The 16,500-nt window shown below is 71.9% G+C and carries 14 protein-coding genes; 5 read left to right on the forward strand and 9 right to left on the reverse strand.

The features are described 5' to 3' along the window. Positions 1-38 precede the first annotated feature (38 nt). From AB0R04_RS05255 to AB0R04_RS05265, 3 genes are all read right to left on the reverse strand, one after another. The gene (locus AB0R04_RS05255) at positions 39-596 is read right to left on the reverse strand and encodes a YbjN domain-containing protein (RefSeq protein WP_063348532.1); all 558 of its coding nucleotides are present in this window, start codon (positions 594-596) and stop codon (positions 39-41) included. 312 nt (positions 597-908) lie between these two features. Next, entirely contained in the window at positions 909-3,515 is a 2,607-nt protein-coding gene (gene clpB / locus AB0R04_RS05260) for an ATP-dependent chaperone ClpB (protein WP_363368326.1), read from the reverse strand. Between the two features lie 80 nt (positions 3,516-3,595). Continuing rightward, a complete protein-coding gene (locus AB0R04_RS05265; protein ID WP_363368328.1) occupies positions 3,596-4,546 on the reverse strand; it encodes a LysR family transcriptional regulator in 951 nt (316 codons plus the stop codon). Positions 4,547-4,616: 70 nt separating this feature from the next. Here AB0R04_RS05265 and AB0R04_RS05270 point away from each other — a divergent pair, with 70 nt between their 5' ends. The 5 genes from AB0R04_RS05270 to AB0R04_RS05290 all read left to right on the forward strand — a co-directional run bounded on the left by AB0R04_RS05270 (position 4,617) and on the right by AB0R04_RS05290 (position 9,450). Then, a complete protein-coding gene (locus tag AB0R04_RS05270; protein ID WP_063348535.1) occupies positions 4,617-5,738 on the forward strand; it encodes a TDT family transporter in 1,122 nt (373 codons plus the stop codon). Positions 5,739-6,316: 578 nt separating this feature from the next. Then, the gene (locus tag AB0R04_RS05275; protein ID WP_063348536.1) at positions 6,317-7,306 is read left to right on the forward strand and encodes a LuxR C-terminal-related transcriptional regulator; all 990 of its coding nucleotides are present in this window, start codon (positions 6,317-6,319) and stop codon (positions 7,304-7,306) included. Further along, complete coding sequence (locus AB0R04_RS05280; protein ID WP_363368331.1) at positions 7,296-7,472, forward strand: hypothetical protein; 177 nt, start codon at positions 7,296-7,298, stop codon at positions 7,470-7,472. Before AB0R04_RS05275 ends, AB0R04_RS05280 begins: the two co-directional genes overlap by 11 nt. Then, positions 7,469-8,473: a LuxR family transcriptional regulator gene (locus AB0R04_RS05285; RefSeq protein WP_363368333.1), complete on the forward strand. Its 1,005-nt coding sequence runs from the start codon at positions 7,469-7,471 to the stop codon at positions 8,471-8,473. Before AB0R04_RS05280 ends, AB0R04_RS05285 begins: the two co-directional genes overlap by 4 nt. Beyond that, positions 8,473-9,450 (forward strand): helix-turn-helix domain-containing protein, encoded by a 978-nt coding sequence (locus AB0R04_RS05290; RefSeq protein ID WP_363368335.1) that lies wholly within the window; start codon positions 8,473-8,475, stop codon positions 9,448-9,450. The genes AB0R04_RS05285 and AB0R04_RS05290 overlap by 1 nt, the downstream gene beginning before the upstream one ends. 7 nt (positions 9,451-9,457) lie before the next feature. Here the strand turns inward: AB0R04_RS05290 and AB0R04_RS05295 are convergent, their stop codons facing one another. From AB0R04_RS05295 to dnaK, 6 genes are all read right to left on the reverse strand, one after another. Continuing rightward, a complete protein-coding gene (locus AB0R04_RS05295) occupies positions 9,458-10,084 on the reverse strand; it encodes a hypothetical protein (protein WP_063348539.1) in 627 nt (208 codons plus the stop codon). A 547-nt stretch (positions 10,085-10,631) separates the two neighbouring features. Continuing rightward, positions 10,632-11,639 carry a helix-turn-helix domain-containing protein gene (locus AB0R04_RS05300; RefSeq protein WP_063348540.1) on the reverse strand — a complete coding sequence of 336 codons (1,008 nt, stop codon included), beginning with the start codon at positions 11,637-11,639 and terminating at the stop codon, positions 10,632-10,634. 194 nt (positions 11,640-11,833) lie between these two features. After that, complete coding sequence (locus tag AB0R04_RS05305) at positions 11,834-12,358, reverse strand: helix-turn-helix domain-containing protein (protein WP_079135744.1); 525 nt, start codon at positions 12,356-12,358, stop codon at positions 11,834-11,836. 7 nt (positions 12,359-12,365) lie between these two features. Beyond that, positions 12,366-13,523: a molecular chaperone DnaJ gene (gene dnaJ, locus AB0R04_RS05310; RefSeq protein ID WP_363368337.1), complete on the reverse strand. Its 1,158-nt coding sequence runs from the start codon at positions 13,521-13,523 to the stop codon at positions 12,366-12,368. 223 nt (positions 13,524-13,746) lie between these two features. After that, positions 13,747-14,382 carry a nucleotide exchange factor GrpE gene (gene grpE / locus AB0R04_RS05315; RefSeq protein WP_363368339.1) on the reverse strand — a complete coding sequence of 212 codons (636 nt, stop codon included), beginning with the start codon at positions 14,380-14,382 and terminating at the stop codon, positions 13,747-13,749. Further along, entirely contained in the window at positions 14,379-16,211 is a 1,833-nt protein-coding gene (dnaK, locus tag AB0R04_RS05320; RefSeq protein WP_063348543.1) for a molecular chaperone DnaK, read from the reverse strand. The genes grpE and dnaK overlap by 4 nt, the downstream gene beginning before the upstream one ends. Between the last annotated feature and the right edge of the window lie 289 nt (positions 16,212-16,500).

Here is a 16,500-nt window from a genome sequence, read left to right on the forward strand (position 1 = left end):
CCAAGTGGTCGGGCCGTGCGCTCGCGGGGCGGGCAGGGTCACGCCTCGTTGGTGCCCTCGGGGGTCTCGCCGTCCTCGCCCTCGATCTCGTTCTGCAGGCCGAGGCGCTCGACGATCCACTGCTCGAAGCCGACGGCGGCCTGGGTCCAGTTGGCGGTGGTGGTGACGAAGTAGTCCAGGTTGACGCCGGTGCCGACGATCATCTGGGCCTCGCCGATCAGGCGGACCACGCCGTCCTCGTGGGTGTGGGTGTAGACCTTGGGCCAGAGGGTCTCGCGGTTCCACTCGTCGATGAGGTCGAGGATCTCGCCCTTCTTCTCCAGCGGGTACGCGCGGTCGTAGAAGGCGCGCACCGCGAAGAGTTCCTTCTGCTCGCCGCGGAACATGTAGTAGACGCGGAAGCCCTCCCAGGGGGCGGTGAGGTCGCCCTCCTCGTCCACGACGTGCTTGAGCTGCATCTGGTCCAGCAGCTGGGTCACCAGGCCCTGGTCCGGGACGATGATCGGCGGCGGGCCGGCCGGCCGCCCCTGGTCGCCGGGCTGGCCGCCGCCCTGGGGCGCGCCGAACGACGGGATGGACGACGGGTCGATGCTCATGGGGTCCTCTTCCTCAGTGCACGTGGTGGCCGGCAATGAGAGGCCGCCCTTTCCACTTCCCATCCTGCCTCATCCGGGGCCTGCCTCACAGGGGCACCCGGCCACGCGTCGATCTTCGTCCGGGGCGCTCCGACGCCCGCCGCAAGCGGTGATGGTGACGGAGCGTGTCCGGCTGGAAGGGCGCCTCGGCCGGGGCGCCGGCGGGGCGCGGCGGGGTGCGACCGTGGCCGAGCGGGCCGTCAACTGTGCTGTACGACAAGGGTGTTGACCGGGTCGCCCGCACGACAGTGCGGGCGGCCCGGTCTGGTGGTGCTACTTCTCCAGCAGTCCGCGGCTGCGGACGGTGAGGCGGTCGCCCTCCTCGTCCCGCTCGACCAGGACGGTGTCCCCGTCGTGCACCTGGCCGGACAGGATGGCCCGGGCCAACTGGTCGCCGATCGCGGACTGGACCAGCCGGCGCAGCGGGCGGGCGCCGTACGCCGGGTCGTAGCCGGTGAGGGCCAGCCAGTCGCGGGCGGCCTCGGAGACGTCCAGGGTGAGCCGCCGCTCGCGCAGCCGGTCGCCGAGGCGGGCCACCTGGAGGTCGACGATCCGGCTCAGCTCGGCGGTGCCCAGCGGGTCGAAGACCACGATGTCGTCCAGCCGGTTGAGGAACTCGGGCTTGAACGCGGCCCGGACGGAGTCCAGCACCAGGGCCTTCTTCCGGTCCTCCGGGATGGCCGGGTCGACCAGGTACTGGGAGCCCAGGTTGGAGGTGAGGATCAGGATCGCGTTGCGGAAGTCCACCGTGCGGCCCTGGCCGTCGGTGAGCCGGCCGTCGTCCAGCACCTGGAGCAGGACGTCGAAGACCTCCGGGTGGGCCTTCTCCACCTCGTCCAGCAGCACCACGCTGTACGGGCGGCGGCGCACCGCCTCGGTGAGCTGGCCGCCCTCCTCGTAGCCGATGTACCCGGGCGGGGCGCCGACCAGGCGGGAGACGGAGTGCTTCTCGCCGTACTCGCTCATGTCGATCCGGACCATGGCCCGCTGGTCGTCGAAGAGGAAGTCGGCCAGGGCCTTGGCGAGTTCGGTCTTGCCGACGCCGGTCGGGCCGAGGAAGAGGAACGAGCCGGTCGGGCGGTCCGGGTCGGCGATGCCGGAACGGGTGCGGCGCACCGCGTCCGAGACCGCTCGCACGGCCTCCGCCTGGCCGATCAGGCGCTGGCCCAACTCCTCCTCCATGCGCAGGAGTTTGGCGCTCTCGCCCTCCAGCAGGCGGCCGGCCGGGATGCCCGTCCAGGAGGCGACCACGTCGGCCACGTCGTCCGGGCCGACCTCCTCCTTCACCATCGAGGCGGAGGCGTCCTGGTCCGCCGCTCGCTCCTGGGCTTCGGTGAGCTCCGTCTCGGCGGCCGGGATCTCCGCGTACATCAGCTTCGACGCCCGCTCGAAGTCCCCGTCGCGCTGGGCCCGTTCGAGCGCGCCGTGCAGGTCGTCCAGCCGCTCCTTGAGCTCGCCGACCCGGTTGAGGCTCTTCTTCTCCTGCTCCCAGCGCGCGGTCAGGGCGCTCAACTGCTCGTTCTTGTCGGCGAGATCGCGCCGCAGCCGGGCCAGCCGGTCGATCGAGGCGGCGTCCGACTCCTTCTCCAGGGCCAGCTCCTCCATCCTCAACCGGTCGACGGAGCGCTGGAGTTCATCGATCTCGACGGGGGAGGAGTCGATCTCCATCCGCAGCCGGGAGGCCGCCTCGTCGACCAGGTCGATCGCCTTGTCGGGCAGGAAGCGGGAGGTGATGTAGCGGTTGGACAGGGTGGCCGCGGCGACCAGCGCGGCGTCCGCGATCTGCACCTTGTGGTGCGCCTCGTAGCGGCCCTTGAGACCGCGCAGGATGGCGATCGAGTCCTCCACGCTGGGCTCGCCGACCAGCACCTGCTGGAAGCGGCGCTCCAGGGCCGGGTCCTTCTCGATCCGCTCGCGGTACTCGTCCAGCGTGGTGGCGCCGACCATCCGCAGCTCGCCGCGGGCCAGCATCGGCTTGAGCATGTTGCCGGCGTCCATCGCGGAGTCGCCGCCGGCGCCCGCGCCGACCATGGTGTGCAGCTCGTCGATGAAGGTGACGACCTGGCCGTTGCTCTGCTTGATGTCGTTCAGGACGGCCTTCAGCCGCTCCTCGAACTCGCCGCGGTACTTGGCGCCCGCGACCATCGCGCTGAGGTCCAGCGAGACCAGCCGCTTGCCGCGCAGCGACTCCGGCACGTCGCCGGCGACGATGCGCTGGGCCAGGCCCTCGACCACCGCGGTCTTGCCGACGCCCGGCTCGCCGATCAGCACCGGGTTGTTCTTGGTCCGGCGGGAGAGCACCTGGACGACCCGGCGGATCTCCTGGTCCCGGCCGATCACCGGGTCGAGCTTGCCGTCCCGGGCGGCCTGGGTCAGGTCGGTGCCGTACTTCTCCAGCGCCTTGTAGGTGCCCTCAGGGTCCGGAGAGGTGACCCGGCCGCTGCCGCGCACGTCCTTGAACGCGGCGAGCAGGCCCTTCGCCGTCGCGCCCTGCTGCGCCAGCAGTTCGGCGACCGGCCCGCCCTCGGCGGCCAGGCCGACCATCAGGTGCTCGGTGGAGACGTACTGGTCGTCCAGGTCGTCGGCGCGCTTGCCGGCCTCGGTGAGCACCGCGAGGGTGTCCCGGGCGAGCTGCGGCGCGGCGACCGTCGAGCCCATCGCGCTGGGCAGGGCGGTCAGCTGGCGGCGGGCCTCGGCGTCGATCCGGGTGACGTCCGCCCCGACGGCCTCCAGCAGCGGCCGGGCGATGCCCTCGGGCTGCTCCAGCAGGGCGATCAGGATGTGCACCGGCTTGACGTCCGGGTTCCCGGCCGCGCCCGCCTGCCGGATCGCGGCGGACAGGGCGTCCTGCGTCTTGGTGGTGAACTTGCTGGCGTCCACTGCTGGGGGGTCCTCCCTCGTCGTCCTTCAATGCTGCTATCTACAGCATGCACTAAGTTGAGTCTATTCCGCTCAAGTTTTTACGCCCGTTCCGCGCGTTCCGTGCGTTCCACCCGCTGCGCGCGGGGCACCTGGCGGGTCAGCCCCAGCAGCTCCCGGGCCGGCCCGCTCGGCCGCTGCCCGGCCGGCCACACCGCGCGCAGCGGCCGCCGCAGGTCCAGTCCCTCGGCCAGCGGGACGGCCACCAGTCGCCGGACGGCCAACTCCTCCATCACCGCCAGCTCGCTCAGGCAGACCGGCCCGGCCCCGGTCATCGCCGCCGCCTTCAGCGCGGTGGACGAGGCCAGCTCCAGCCGGGGCCGCACCGCGCCCCCGTACGGCGCCAGCGCCATCTCCAGCACCTCCCGGGTGCCCGAGCCCGACTCGCGCAGCACCAGCGGGGTGGCGGCCAGCTCCGGCCCGGTCAGCGGCGTCCGGCGGCGCGCCCACGGGTGGCCGGGCGCCACCACGACCACCAGCCGGTCCGCCGCCACCACGGCGCCGGCCAGCCCGGGCGGGGTGGACGGGCCCTCGACGAAGCCGAGGTCGGCGTCCCCGGCCAGCACGTGCCCGGCGACCTCCGCCGAGTTCGCCGTCCGCAGCGTCACCGCCGTGCCCGGACTGGCCTCGGCCAGGGCCAGCAGCCAGCCCGGCATCAGGTACTCGGCGACGGTCAGGCTGGCCACCACCCGCAGCTTGGCGTCCCGCCGCTCGCGCAGCGCGTCGATCCCGGCGTCCAGCGCCTGCGCCGCCTCCACCACGTGCCCGGCCCACTCGACCACCAGCCGCCCCGCCACGGTCGGCCGACTGCCCCGGGGGGAGCGCTCCAGCAGCGGGACGCCGATCTGCCGCTCCATGCCCTTGATCCGGGCGCTGGCGGTCGGCTGGCTCACGCCCAGTTCGGCCGCGGCCCGCCCGACGCTGCCCAGCCGGGCCACCGCGAGCAGCAGTTCCAGGGCGCCGAGCTCGGGGACGCGGGGGGAGAGGGCCATAGGTCCAGGCTATGTCCTCATAGAGCCCGCGGCGCTACCGGAGCCCGGCCCGGGGCGGCACGGTGGAACCATGTCCACCTTGGCCGATGCCCGCCCGCTCACCCGCCCCTCCCGTTCCTCGCTGCGTGCCCGCCTCGACCTCGCCCAGCTCGGCCCCAACTGGTACGCCGCCGTCATGGGCACCGCGATCCTGGGCAACGGCGCGGCCGTCCTGCCGCTGCGGCTGCCCGGGCTGATCGGCTTCGGCGAGGTGATGTGGGCGCTCGGACTCGCCGCCCTGCTGGTGCTGGGCGCGGCCCGGCTGGTCCACCTCACCCGGCACCGCGAGGCCGCCCGCACCCAGCTGCTGGACAACCCGGCCACCGCCGTCTTCTACGGCTGCCCGCCGATGGCCCTGCTCTCGGTCGGCCTCGGCACCCTGCTGCTCGGCTCCCGGGTGATCGGCACCGGCCCCGCGGTCGCCGTCGACGCCGTGCTGTGGGGCGTCGGCACCCTGTACGCGCTGGCCGTCGCCGGCGGCATCCCGTACCTGATGATCACCCGGCACCCGGTCTCCGCCCTGGAGGCCAACCCGACCTGGCTGCTGCCGGTGGTCGCCCCGCTGGTCGCCTCCGCCACCGGCCCGGCCCTCATCCCGCACCTGCCGGCCGGGCTGGCGCAGCAGACCATGCTGTACGCCTGCTGGGCCCTCTTCGGGATCGGCCTGCTGGCCACCCTGGTGCTGCTGCCGGTGGTCTTCACCGGGCTGTTCCACAGCAAGCTGCCCACCCTGGTGCTCACCCCCTCGCTGTTCCTGGTGCTCGGCCCGCTCGGCCAGTCCGTCACCGCCGTCCACCAACTCGCCGACGCCGCCCGCCCGGTGCTGCCCGCGCTGGCCCCCGCCATGCTCCCCTTCGCCGAGCTGTACGGCGTCGCGGTGCTCGGCGTCGCGATGCTCTGGCTGGCCGTCGCGCTCACCGCCAACCTGCGCGCCCGCCGGGCCGGCATGCCGTTCGCGATGACCTGGTGGGCGTACACCTTCCCGATCGGCACCTGCGTCACCGGCGCCTCCGCGCTCGCCCGGCACACCGGGTTCGGCGGCTTCACCGCGATCGCCACCGGGCTCTACCTGCTGCTGGCCACCGCCTGGGTGCTCGCCGCCGGCGGGACCGCCGCCGGGCTCGCCCGCGGACGGCTGCTGGCGCGTGCCTGACGATTCCCGCCGCACGCCGCCGTTGCAGGAACCCGCACCCGCTGCCCGACCGCGCGCGGCCAACCGACCGTACGGGCGGGTGCCCCCCGCGAGCCCCGCTGGCCTCGGCCTTTACCGGAACCCGTCCCGCCGCTCGACCCCGCCCGCCCCACCCGCCGTGCAGATAGCTGCAATTGCGCGAACCTGCACTCGGGCGACACTTGTTCACCGGCCGTCACACTGTGAGGGTGGAGTCACGCCAGGCCGACCGGGCACCGCAGCCCGATGGTGGCGACTTGCTCTTCGAAACTGACCACGGGTGCAACGTCCCGCACGCGTGAAACGGGGGGGAAGAGCGCCGGTCGGGGCGCCATGTGTGGTGATGGCCCCCGGAACCGGAGCCGTCGAGGCGTTGCTGCTCCGCCTCGACGGAAGCGCCTTGGCATGGGCGTAGCGACGGTGGCCCCCGGGCCCCCCGGAGTGCGACGGCACCCGGACCCCGGAGGCCGCCGTCAGCCCGGTACCGTGACCGCCGAGCCCCGCGCCGGACGGCGCGACGGCGGCAACGAGGGAGAAGCGTCCGGCAGGGAGTGTGCGACGTGACGGTGGAACCGGCGGTCGCGCCGCAGCACGGACAGCCCCCGGGCGAGGAGCCCGACGAGGCCGCCCGGCAGTTCTACCTGGCGATCCTCGCCCGGGGCGGACGCATCCCGTTCGCCGACACCCCGGACGCCGACCAGGCCGCGCTCCAGCAGCTCGTCGACCTCGGCCTGCTCATCGCCAACCCGATGGACCACTGCTACACCGCCATCAGCCCACGCTCCGTCACCGACCGCCTGGGCGCCGAACTCCGCAGCGAGGCGACCAGGCTGCTGGTCCGCGCGGAGAACCTCCCCGGCGCCCTCGACGGCCTCACCCGCGCCTACGACGCGATGCCCCGGCCCTCCGGCCGGGCCGGCGGCGCCGTCCACGTCGAGGGCCACGTCCACATCCGCCAGCGGATCTCCCAGCTCGCCTCCGACTGCCGCTCCGAAGTCCTCGCCGCCCAACCCGGCCACCGCCCCGCCGGCACCCTGCAGGTCGCCCTCCTCCAGGACGTCCACCTGCTCCAGCGCGGCTGCTCCCTGCGCACCATCTACCAGCCCGTCGCCCTCGCCGACCCGCCCGCCCTCGCCTACGTCGAGGAGGTCACCCGGCACGGCTCCCTCATCCGCGTGCTCGACGAGCCGTTCCAGCGGCTGCTCGTCTTCGACCGCGCCGTCGCCGTGATCTCCGCCAACGACGACAACAGCACCGCCGCCTTCATCACCGACCCGGCCGCCATCACCTTCCTGGTCGGCGCCTTCGAACGCGACTGGGCCCGCGCCGAAACCGCCGACACCGCCGCCACCCTCGGCCCCACCCGCACCGTCCCCGACCGGATCGGCCGCCTCCTCGCCCGCGGCCTCACCCAGCGCGCCGTCGCCACCCGCCTCGGCCTCAGCGAACGCACCGTCGCCGCCCACATCTCCCGCCTCCGCGACCGCCACGGAGCCCAGACCCTCTTCCAACTCGGCTGGCTGATGAGAGGCGCCCGCGATGACCGATGAACCCGGCCCCGCCGAGCGGCCCGCCCTCCACCTCACCGCCCTCCGCCTCACCGCCGTCCACCTCACCGCCGTCCACCTCACCGCCGTCCACCTCACCGCCGTCCGCGACGGCGGCCGCCCACACCCTCTTCCACCTCGGCCGGCAGCTCCGGGGGGAGCCCCATGACCGACCCGTCGACCTGCCCCCTGCCCGACTCTCCGCTGCCCGACGACGCCGCTCGGGCGCTGTACCTCGCCGTCGTCGGCAACGGCGGCATCCTCCGGGCGGCCGACCTGCCTCCGGGTGACGAACCGGTCCTGGAGCGGTTGCTCGACCTCGGACTGGTCGTCCCGAGGGTCGAGGACGCGGCCTACGCCGCGGTGAACCCGCGTGTCGTCATCGGCCGAATCGGGTCCGAACTGCGTTCCACGGGTGGCGAATTGCTGGCCAGAGCGGATGAAATGCCCGAGCAGTTCGCCGAGTTGGCGCAGGCCTTCGACGTCACGCCGCGCCACCCCGAGTGCTCCGTCGAGGTCACGTACGTGCACGGCTTCGAACAGATCCGCCTGCGCCTGGCCCAACTCGACGCCGAGTGCTCGCAGGAGATGCTGGCCGCCCAGCCCGGCGGGGCCCGGCCCGTCGAGGGGCTCCCGGATGCCCTCGACCGGATGCGGCGACTCGCCGAGCGCGGCGGCACGGTCCGGGGCATCTACGAGCCGGCGGCGGCCGCCGACCCGGCGACCGCAGCCTTCGCCGCCGCGGCCGCCGAGGTCGGCTGCCGGTACCGGGTGCTGGGCGAGCCGTTCCGGCGGGTCCTGATCTACGACCGGAAGGTGGCCGTCATCCCCGCCGCGTCCGACAACAGCCGCGCGGCCTTCGTCGAGGACCCGGTGGTGGTCGACTTCATGGCCGACGCCTTCGAACGCGACTGGCAGCGCGCCGCCCGGGTCCGCTGGGCCCGTGGCCCGGAAGCCCCCGAGCCGGCCGACTCCCTGCCCGACCAGGTCGGCCGTTTCCTCGCCCAGGGCCTCACCCAGCGCGCCATCGCCACCCGCCTCGGCCTGAGCGAACGCACGGTGGCCGGCCACATCGCCCGGCTGCGCGAACTGTACGACGCCGAGACGCTCTTCCAGCTCGGCTGGCAGCTCCGGTCGGCGGCCGACGCCGCCCGTCGGCGGGTGCCGTGATGCACGGGCGCGGCACCGGGCGGCCCGACCAGGCCGCACACGACCTGTACCTGCGCATCCTCCGGCACGGCGGCTGGATCGACCGGGCCGAGGTGGCCGACGCCGACCGGCCGGCCCTGGAACACCTGCTCGCGCTCGGGCTGCTGCTCGCCCGGCCCGAATCCGACGTCTGCACCGCCGTCAACCCGCGTACGGTCGGCGACCGGATCAGTGCCGAGCTCCGGGCCGAAGGCACCCGGCTGTTGGTCCAGGCCGCGCAACTCCCGCAGGCCCTCGACGACCTGACCAAGGCCTACGACACGGCCCCGCGCCCGACCGACCGTGCCGGTACGGTGCATCACGTCCAGGGCCTCGGCGCGGTCATCCGGCGATTCGCCGAGGTGGAGGCGGACTGCCGCCAGGAGATCCTCGTCGCCCAGCCCGGCCGGCCCCGCCACGCCCACCAGCTGGAGGACGCCCTGGAACGGATCGGCCGGTTCTGCGGCCGGGGCGGCCGGATCCGGGTGATCTACGCACCCGGCGCCGTCCGGGACCAGGCGACCGCCGACCACACCGCCCGCGGCACCGAACTGGGCGCCCGCTTCCGGGTCCTGGCCGAGCCGTTCCGCCACCTGCACATCTTCGACCGCCGGATCGCCGTGCTCCAGTCCGCCGACGACCTCCGGAGCGCGACCTTCATCGAGGATCCGGCGACCGTCGACCATTTCCTGGCCGTGTTCGAACGGGACTGGGCCCGCTCCGGCCGCCTCCTCTGGCACCCCGACCAGGCGTCCGCTCCCGAGTCGACGGCCCACGAGCAGGTCGGCCGGCTCCTCGCCCAGGGCCTCACCCAGCGCGCCATCGCCGGCCGCCTCGGCCTCAGCGAGCGGACGGTGGCCGGCCACATCGCCCGGCTGCGCGAACTGCACGACGCGGAGACGCTGTTCCAGCTGGGCTGGCAGCTGCGGGGAGCCCGGACGGGGGAGCCCGATGGGTGAGCGCTGGTCAGCCGGTGGCGGCGCTGGTCGGCCAGTAGCCGGCCCGGCCGACGACGGGGGGCTGCTGCCGGGGGACGTTGAACTGCTCACCGGGGGCGGTCCAGAAGCCCTCGCGCAGGGACAGCGCCATGCCGGCCCAGTCGAGCGCGGTCTCCACGGTGTGGTTGAGGGCCTCCTGCGACCAGGTGTCGTCGAAGACCAGCGGCAGGACGGGGGCGACCTGCTCGATGGTGGCGATCAGCGGGTTGTGCGTGATGGCCTCGTCGACGAGGAGGACGATCGGCTTCCGCAGCGCCGACGCCCACCCCAGCTCCAGGCTCACCCCGGCCGACAGCGGCGCCCCGACGTAGGCGAACACGAGGTCCGCGGACTGCAGGGCCCGGAAGTCGGACGGCACCCGGGGCTCCGGCGCCTGCCCGGCGACGGTCCAGGCATCACTGTGGTGCGCGCTGTACACGGCGGCACCGCTGCGGAGCAGGGTGGTGCGGAGCGTCGTCAGCCGCGTCCGGCTGGCGAGCGTCACCACACTGTCCGCGGGCCCGGTCAGCCGCATCAGCGGCGCGGCCAGGAACACACGCGCACGCCGGCCCTCGGGGGTCTGTCCGGCGTGCTCTCGCAGGTAGGGCTCACTCATTGTCGACTCCGGGGATAGGTGCCAACCAGGCCGATCGCCCCGTTGGGTGGTGACTATCGGAATGCTGCTGTGCATTCGTTGTGGTCGAAACGAACTAGTCATGGACATGTTGTTTGTGGTGTCCCCGTCTTCCCCCTCCCGCGAGAGGGGTTGGGGAGTGCACTGATCGTCTCTGTCGACCGTCGCCACCGTCCACAGAGCCGTGGTGTCATCTCGATGCCTGGCAGAGAGATGACGCACTGGGGTAGCAGGCCCCCTGGCTTCCGGCATGGGCTTGCGGCATTATGTGGCAGGTTGTTCGAAACAATGGCTGGGTACCCGCGCCAAGTCTTAAACAAAGAGAGGGGGCACCATGTCTCGGATACGCCGGGTGGTGCGATTTGTCCTGGTTCCAGTCGTTGTGGGTCTGGCGCTTTTCATCGGGAGCGGTTCGAGCCCGGCTGACGACACGATCTGGAACATCGGGGTTTCCCACGATGCGGCAGCGCCTCAGACCATGGCGCTGGCCAATGACACGATCTGGAACTGAGACCGCCGCGACGCTTGGTCAGTGATAGCTGTCGGAGTCGGTCGGAATGCTGTTCCGGGCCAATGCGTACCCGAGTTGGAACAGCGACTCGACATTGTGCTCGTCGCGCATCTCGGCCAGGTGCCGCGCGAGCGTCCGTTCGCTGATGCCGAGTCTGCGGGCGATCACCCGGTGGTTCACGCCTTCGAGCATGAGGTCGATGATCGTCTGCCGCATCCCGGAGACCACCTGCTGCGGAACGGCGCGCGCGCCGTCGAAGTCCAGCGCCCGGCTCCAGTTCCGCTCGAAGATCTCGCTGATCAGGTAGCTGATGACGGCCCGATCGTGCACGAAGGCGGCCAGATTGAGGTCCTCGGCGATGGGGATGACCGCGATTCGGCGATCGATGACGATCAATCGCGTGTAGGGCTCCTCCAGCGTCCGGAACCGTCCGCCGGCCTTGGTTATCGTGGCCACGTACTCCCTGGTGGGAGCGTGGTACCGGGTGCTCGGGTGGTAGATCGTCCTGAGCGTGATGCCCAGGCGGAGGGCTTCGAGGTCGCGGGCGAGGATGCCGGTGAGCGCCTCGGACGGGCGAGGCCCGCCGGGTTGGGCGGCGAGGATCTCCTCCGAGGCGCTGGCGACGATCTGCTGCACCCGCTGGTTGATCAGCACTTTTCCCCGCACGTACTCGATCGCGCCGCCGGCCTGCTCCGGTGAGTGGTAGGCGGCCGTCAGGTCGTGGAGATCGGTGGCGAGGGCCGACGCGCGGGTGAGCAGGTCGAGTGCCTGGCGCTGCCAGGTCACGGAGAGGCTCTCGGACAGCTGCTGAGGGTCGACCGCGACGAGGACACCGGGTTCGTCGGTGTCGGCGACCAGAAGGCCTATCGCCACCAACTCCTCCTGGGCCCCGCCCGCCTTGGCGAGGTCGGAGTCCTTCGGAAACCGCCCGTTCTCGCGGATGACCGCCAGATACAACTCCCGCGCTTCTTTCGAGAGGACGGAGGGCCCAATCGCGGCGGTACCGGGCTGTTCTCGTCCACTCATCTGCGGGCTCCTTGCCGTGGCCGTGTCTGCACTACCTGCCGGGCACCAATACCGGAATCGCAGTGCAGCATGCCAGATCGGGTGGCATCGGTGAGGGCGGCCAGATTTGTTCGACAGCACTCTCTCACCACGATCAAGCCGCCGGCACCCCCCGGGCGGAGGGGAGCCGGCGGCCGGAGGTGTTCAGCCAAGTCTCAGCGCTTGGGGCGCCAGACGACCAGGGCGCTGGACTGGGTGGGCGGCTGGTAGGGGACGAGGTCGCGGCGGTAGGAGGCGTGGACGGCGGCCTCGCGCTGCTGGAGGGCGCTGGTGGCGCCGTCGAGGGAGTCGACCAGTTCGCCGATGCGGGACTGGAGCGCGGTGACCTGGTTCTCCAGCTCGATGATCCGCTTGATGCCGGCCAGGTTGATGCCCTCGTCCTGGGAGAGCCGCTGGACCTCGCGCAACTGCTGGATGTCGCGCGCGGAGTAGCGGCGGCCCCGGCCGGCGGTGCGGTCGGGGCTGACCAGACCGAGGCGGTCGTACTGGCGGAGGGTCTGCGGGTGCAGGCCGGAGAGCTCGGCGGCGACGGAGATGACGTACACCGGGGTGTCCTCGGTGAGGACGTACTGCGGCGGGGCGGTGGGCCGCCGGGTGCGGCGGCCGTCGCCCGGCAGGCCGTCGCCGATGCCGGGCAGGCCTTCACCGATGCCGGGGCCGATGGGACTGTTGGGGATCATCTGGTCGTCACGCTCCCTTCGCCGCCCGGAACAGGGCGGCTCGTGGGTCGTCGGAGGCGGTGGCCTCGCGGTACTGCTCCAGGGCGTTCAGCGCGTCCCCGGTGATGTGCCGCGGCACCACGACCTCGACGGTGACGAGGAGGTCGCCGCGGGTGCCGTCCTTGCGGGTGGCGCCCTTGCCGCGGGCGCGCATGGTGAGGCCGTTGGCGCTGCCGGGGGGCAGCTTCAGCTTCACGGCCGGCCCGTTCAGCGTGGGCACCTCGATGGTGGCGCCGAGGGTGGCTTCGGGGAAGGTGACGGGGACGGTGACGGTGAGGTTGTCCCCCTTGCGCCCGAAGACGGGGTGCGGGTCGACGTGCACGGTGACGTAGAGGTCGCCGGGCTGTCCGCCGCGTTCGCCCTGGGCGCCCTTGCCCTTGAGCCGGATGCGCTGGGCGTCCTGGACGCCGGCCGGGATGCGGACCTGCATGGTGTGGGCGGAGCTGGCCCGGCCGCTGCCGTGGCAGTCGACACACGGGTCGTCGACGATCATGCCGCGCCCGCGGCAGTCCTTGCACGGCTCGGAGAGCGCGAACGCGCCCTGGCCGCGGCTGACGGTGCCGGCGCCGACGCAGGTCGGGCAGACCCGCGGGGTGGTGCCGGACTTGGCGCCGGTGCCGTTGCAGGTGCGGCAGGGAGCCTGGCTGGTCATCCGCAGCGGGACGGTCGCACCGTCGACGGCCTCGTCGAAGGCGAGGGTCACCTCGGTCTCGACGTCGGCGCCGCGCCGGGGCTGGGCCTGCCGGCCGCCGCTGCGGTTGAAGAGTCCGCCGAAGACGTCGCCGAGCCCGCCGCTGCCGGTGTTCTGGCTGCCGCTGAAGAGGTCGCCGAAGTCGAAGCTGTAGCTGCCGTTGCCCTGGCCGGGGCCGCCGGCCCGGAAGCCGCCGTTGGCGAAGAGGCTGCGGGCCTCGTCGTACTCCTTGCGGCGCTTCTCGTCGGACAGGACGTCGTAGGCCTCGGAGATGTCCTTGAAACGGTCCTCGGCCTTGGCGTCGCCCTTGTTGGCGTCCGGGTGGAACTCGCGCGCGAGCTTGCGGTAGGTCTTCTTGATCTCGGCGGCGGTGGCGTCCTTGGGCACGCCGAGGACCTTGTAGTAGTCCTTCTCCACGTAGTCCTTGCCACTCATGCGTCCACCTCGCTCCGCTCGGCAGCCGCTCCGCGCAACACGCGCCTTTCAACGATTCGCTCGCTGCGCTTGCTCATAGCTGCCGCCACCTCCCGATGTCCATCCTCGCTGCGCTGTCAACAGCCGCTCCACCGGGCGCTGTTGACAGCGCGCTGCGGAGTCGGCCGCCGTACTGGCCGGCGTACGACTCCGCAGCGCACTGGTTGTCAGCTGTCACAGGTTGTCAGCTGTCCGAACCACCGTCGGACTTGTCCGCGTCCCCGGACTTCGCCTCGTCGTCGGGCGCGGCCGTGGTCTGGGTGCCCGGCTGGGGCTCCGCGACGGCGACCATGGCGGGGCGGATGATCCGCTCGCCGATGCGGTAGCCGGGCTGGAGGATCTGCACGCAGGTGTCCTCGGTGACGTCCGAGGAGTAGCTGTGCATCAGCGCCTCGTGCATGGTCGGGTCGAAGGGCTCGCCCTCCTTGCCGAACTGCTGGAGGCCCAGCTTGGCGACGACCGTCTCCAGGGACTCGGCTACGGACTTGAAGCCGCCGGTGACCTCGCCGTGCTCGCGGGCGCGGCCGATGTCGTCGAGCACCGGGATCAGGGACTCCAGGATGTTGGAGACCGCGATCTCGCGGACCGTCAGCCGGTCGCGCTCGACCCGCTTGCGGTAGTTCTGGTACTCGGCCTGCAGGCGCTGCAGGTCGGCGGTGCGCTCGGCCGACTCCCGCTTGGCAGTGGTGAGTTCGTCGGAGCCAGCACCGGAGCCGGAGTCGGCGGCGCCGGCTGCGGCGGCCTCCTCGGCGGCCTTGATCACAGCCTCGTCGGCGGCGGAGTCGTCGCCGGGCTTGCCGCCCTGCGGCTTGTCCGTCATGCCGCACCGCCCTTGGGCTTCTCGTCGTCCACGATCTCGGCGTCGACGACGTCGTCGTCCTTGGCCTGGGCGGACTCGCCGGCCGGGGCGGCGGCGTCGGCGTTGGCGTACAGCGCCTGGCCGAGCTTCTGCGCGGTGGTGGAGACCTTCTCCGAGGCTTCGCGGATCTTCGCGATGTCCTCGCCCTTCAGGGCCTCCTTGAGCTCGCCGATGGCGGTCTCGACCTCGGCCTTGACGTCGGCGGGGAGCTTGTCGGTGTTGTCCGCGATGAACTTCTCGGTCGAGTAGACGAGCTGCTCGGCGGAGTTGCGGGTCTCGACGGACTCGCGGCGCTTGTGGTCCTCCTCCGCGTACTGCTCGGCCTCGCGCATCATGCGCTCGATGTCGTCCTTCGGCAGCGCGGAGCCGCCGGTGACGGTCATCTTCTGCTCCTTGCCGGTGCCGAGGTCCTTCGCGCCGACGTGCATGATGCCGTTGGCGTCGATGTCGAAGGTGACCTCGATCTGCGGCAGGCCGCGCGGCGCCGGCGGCAGGCCGGTCAGCTCGAACATGCCCAGCTTCTTGTTGTACGCCGCGATCTCGCGCTCGCCCTGGTAGACCTGGATCTGCACGGACGGCTGGTTGTCCTCGGCCGTGGTGAAGATCTCGGAGCGCTTGGTCGGGATCGTGGTGTTGCGCTCGATCAGCTTGGTCATGATGCCGCCCTTGGTCTCGATGCCGAGGGACAGCGGGGTGACGTCGAGCAGCAGGACGTCCTTGACCTCGCCCTTGAGGACACCGGCCTGGAGCGCGGCGCCGATGGCGACGACCTCGTCCGGGTTGACGCCCTTGTTGGCGTCCTTGCCGCCGGTCAGCTCGCGGACGAGCTCGGCGACGGCGGGCATGCGGGTCGAGCCGCCGACCAGGACGACGTGGTCGATCTCGGAGAGCGAGATGCCGGCGTCCTTGATCACGTTGTGGAACGGGACCTTGCAGCGCTCCAGCAGGTCGGAGGTGAGCTGCTGGAACTGGGCGCGGGTGAGCTTCTCGTCCAGGTGCAGCGGGCCCTCGGCGGAGGCCGTGATGTAGGGCAGGTTGATCGAGGTCTCGGAGGACGAGGACAGCTCGATCTTGGCCTTCTCGGCGGCCTCGCGCAGACGCTGCAGGGCCATCTTGTCCTTGGACAGGTCGACGCCGTGGCCGGCCTGGAAGACCTTGACCAGGTGGTCGACGACCTTCTGGTCCCAGTCGTCACCACCGAGGTGGTTGTCACCGTTGGTGGCCTTCACCTCGACGACCCCGTCGCCGATCTCCAGCAGGGAGACGTCGAAGGTGCCGCCGCCGAGGTCGAAGACCAGAATGGTCTGGTCGTCCTTGTCGAGGCCGTAGGCCAGGGCGGCCGCGGTCGGCTCGTTGACGATGCGCAGGACGTTGAGGCCCGCGATCTCACCGGCCTCCTTGGTGGCCTGGCGCTCGGAGTCGGAGAAGTACGCCGGGACGGTGATGACGGCGTCGGTGACGGTCTCACCCAGGTAGGCCTCGGCGTCCCGCTTCAGCTTCTGCAGCACGAAGGCGCTGATCTGCTGCGGGTTGAAGTCCTTGCCGTCCAGGTTGATCTTCCACCCGGTGCCCATGTGGCGCTTGACCGAGCGGATGGTTCGGTCGACGTTGGTGACCGCCTGACGCTTGGCCACCTCGCCGACCAGGACCTCGCCGTTCTTCGCGAAAGCGACGACGGACGGCGTGGTCCGCGCGCCCTCGGCGTTCGTGATGACGGTGGGCTCGCCACCCTCCAGAACGCTGACGACCGAGTTCGTCGTACCGAGGTCGATGCCGACCGCGCGTGCCATCGTAAATACCTCCACGGAAGAGTTGAGCTTTACAGGCTCAAGGATGCACGACCGGGTGGGTGCCGTCAACAGGGATGAGTCGCTGCCGCTCAACTTTGCTGAGCGGTCCGCTTTCCGCGGCCGCGGCGACTTCCCGTGGCCTCGGTCGTGGCCGTGGTCCTGGCCGTGGCGCGTGTGGCGCCACGTGACTGCCGCCATAGCTTGGGAACCTTCTGGAGGACTGGTGGCGGGCGGTAATGTCCGGGCCGTCGGCCCGGCAAGTTACCGGCGAGTACAATCCGTTCCACGC

Origin of the sequence: Kitasatospora sp. NPDC056731 (assembly GCF_040687675.1) — a bacterium.
In the GTDB taxonomy this organism is placed as follows: Bacteria; Actinomycetota; Actinomycetes; order Streptomycetales; family Streptomycetaceae; genus Kitasatospora.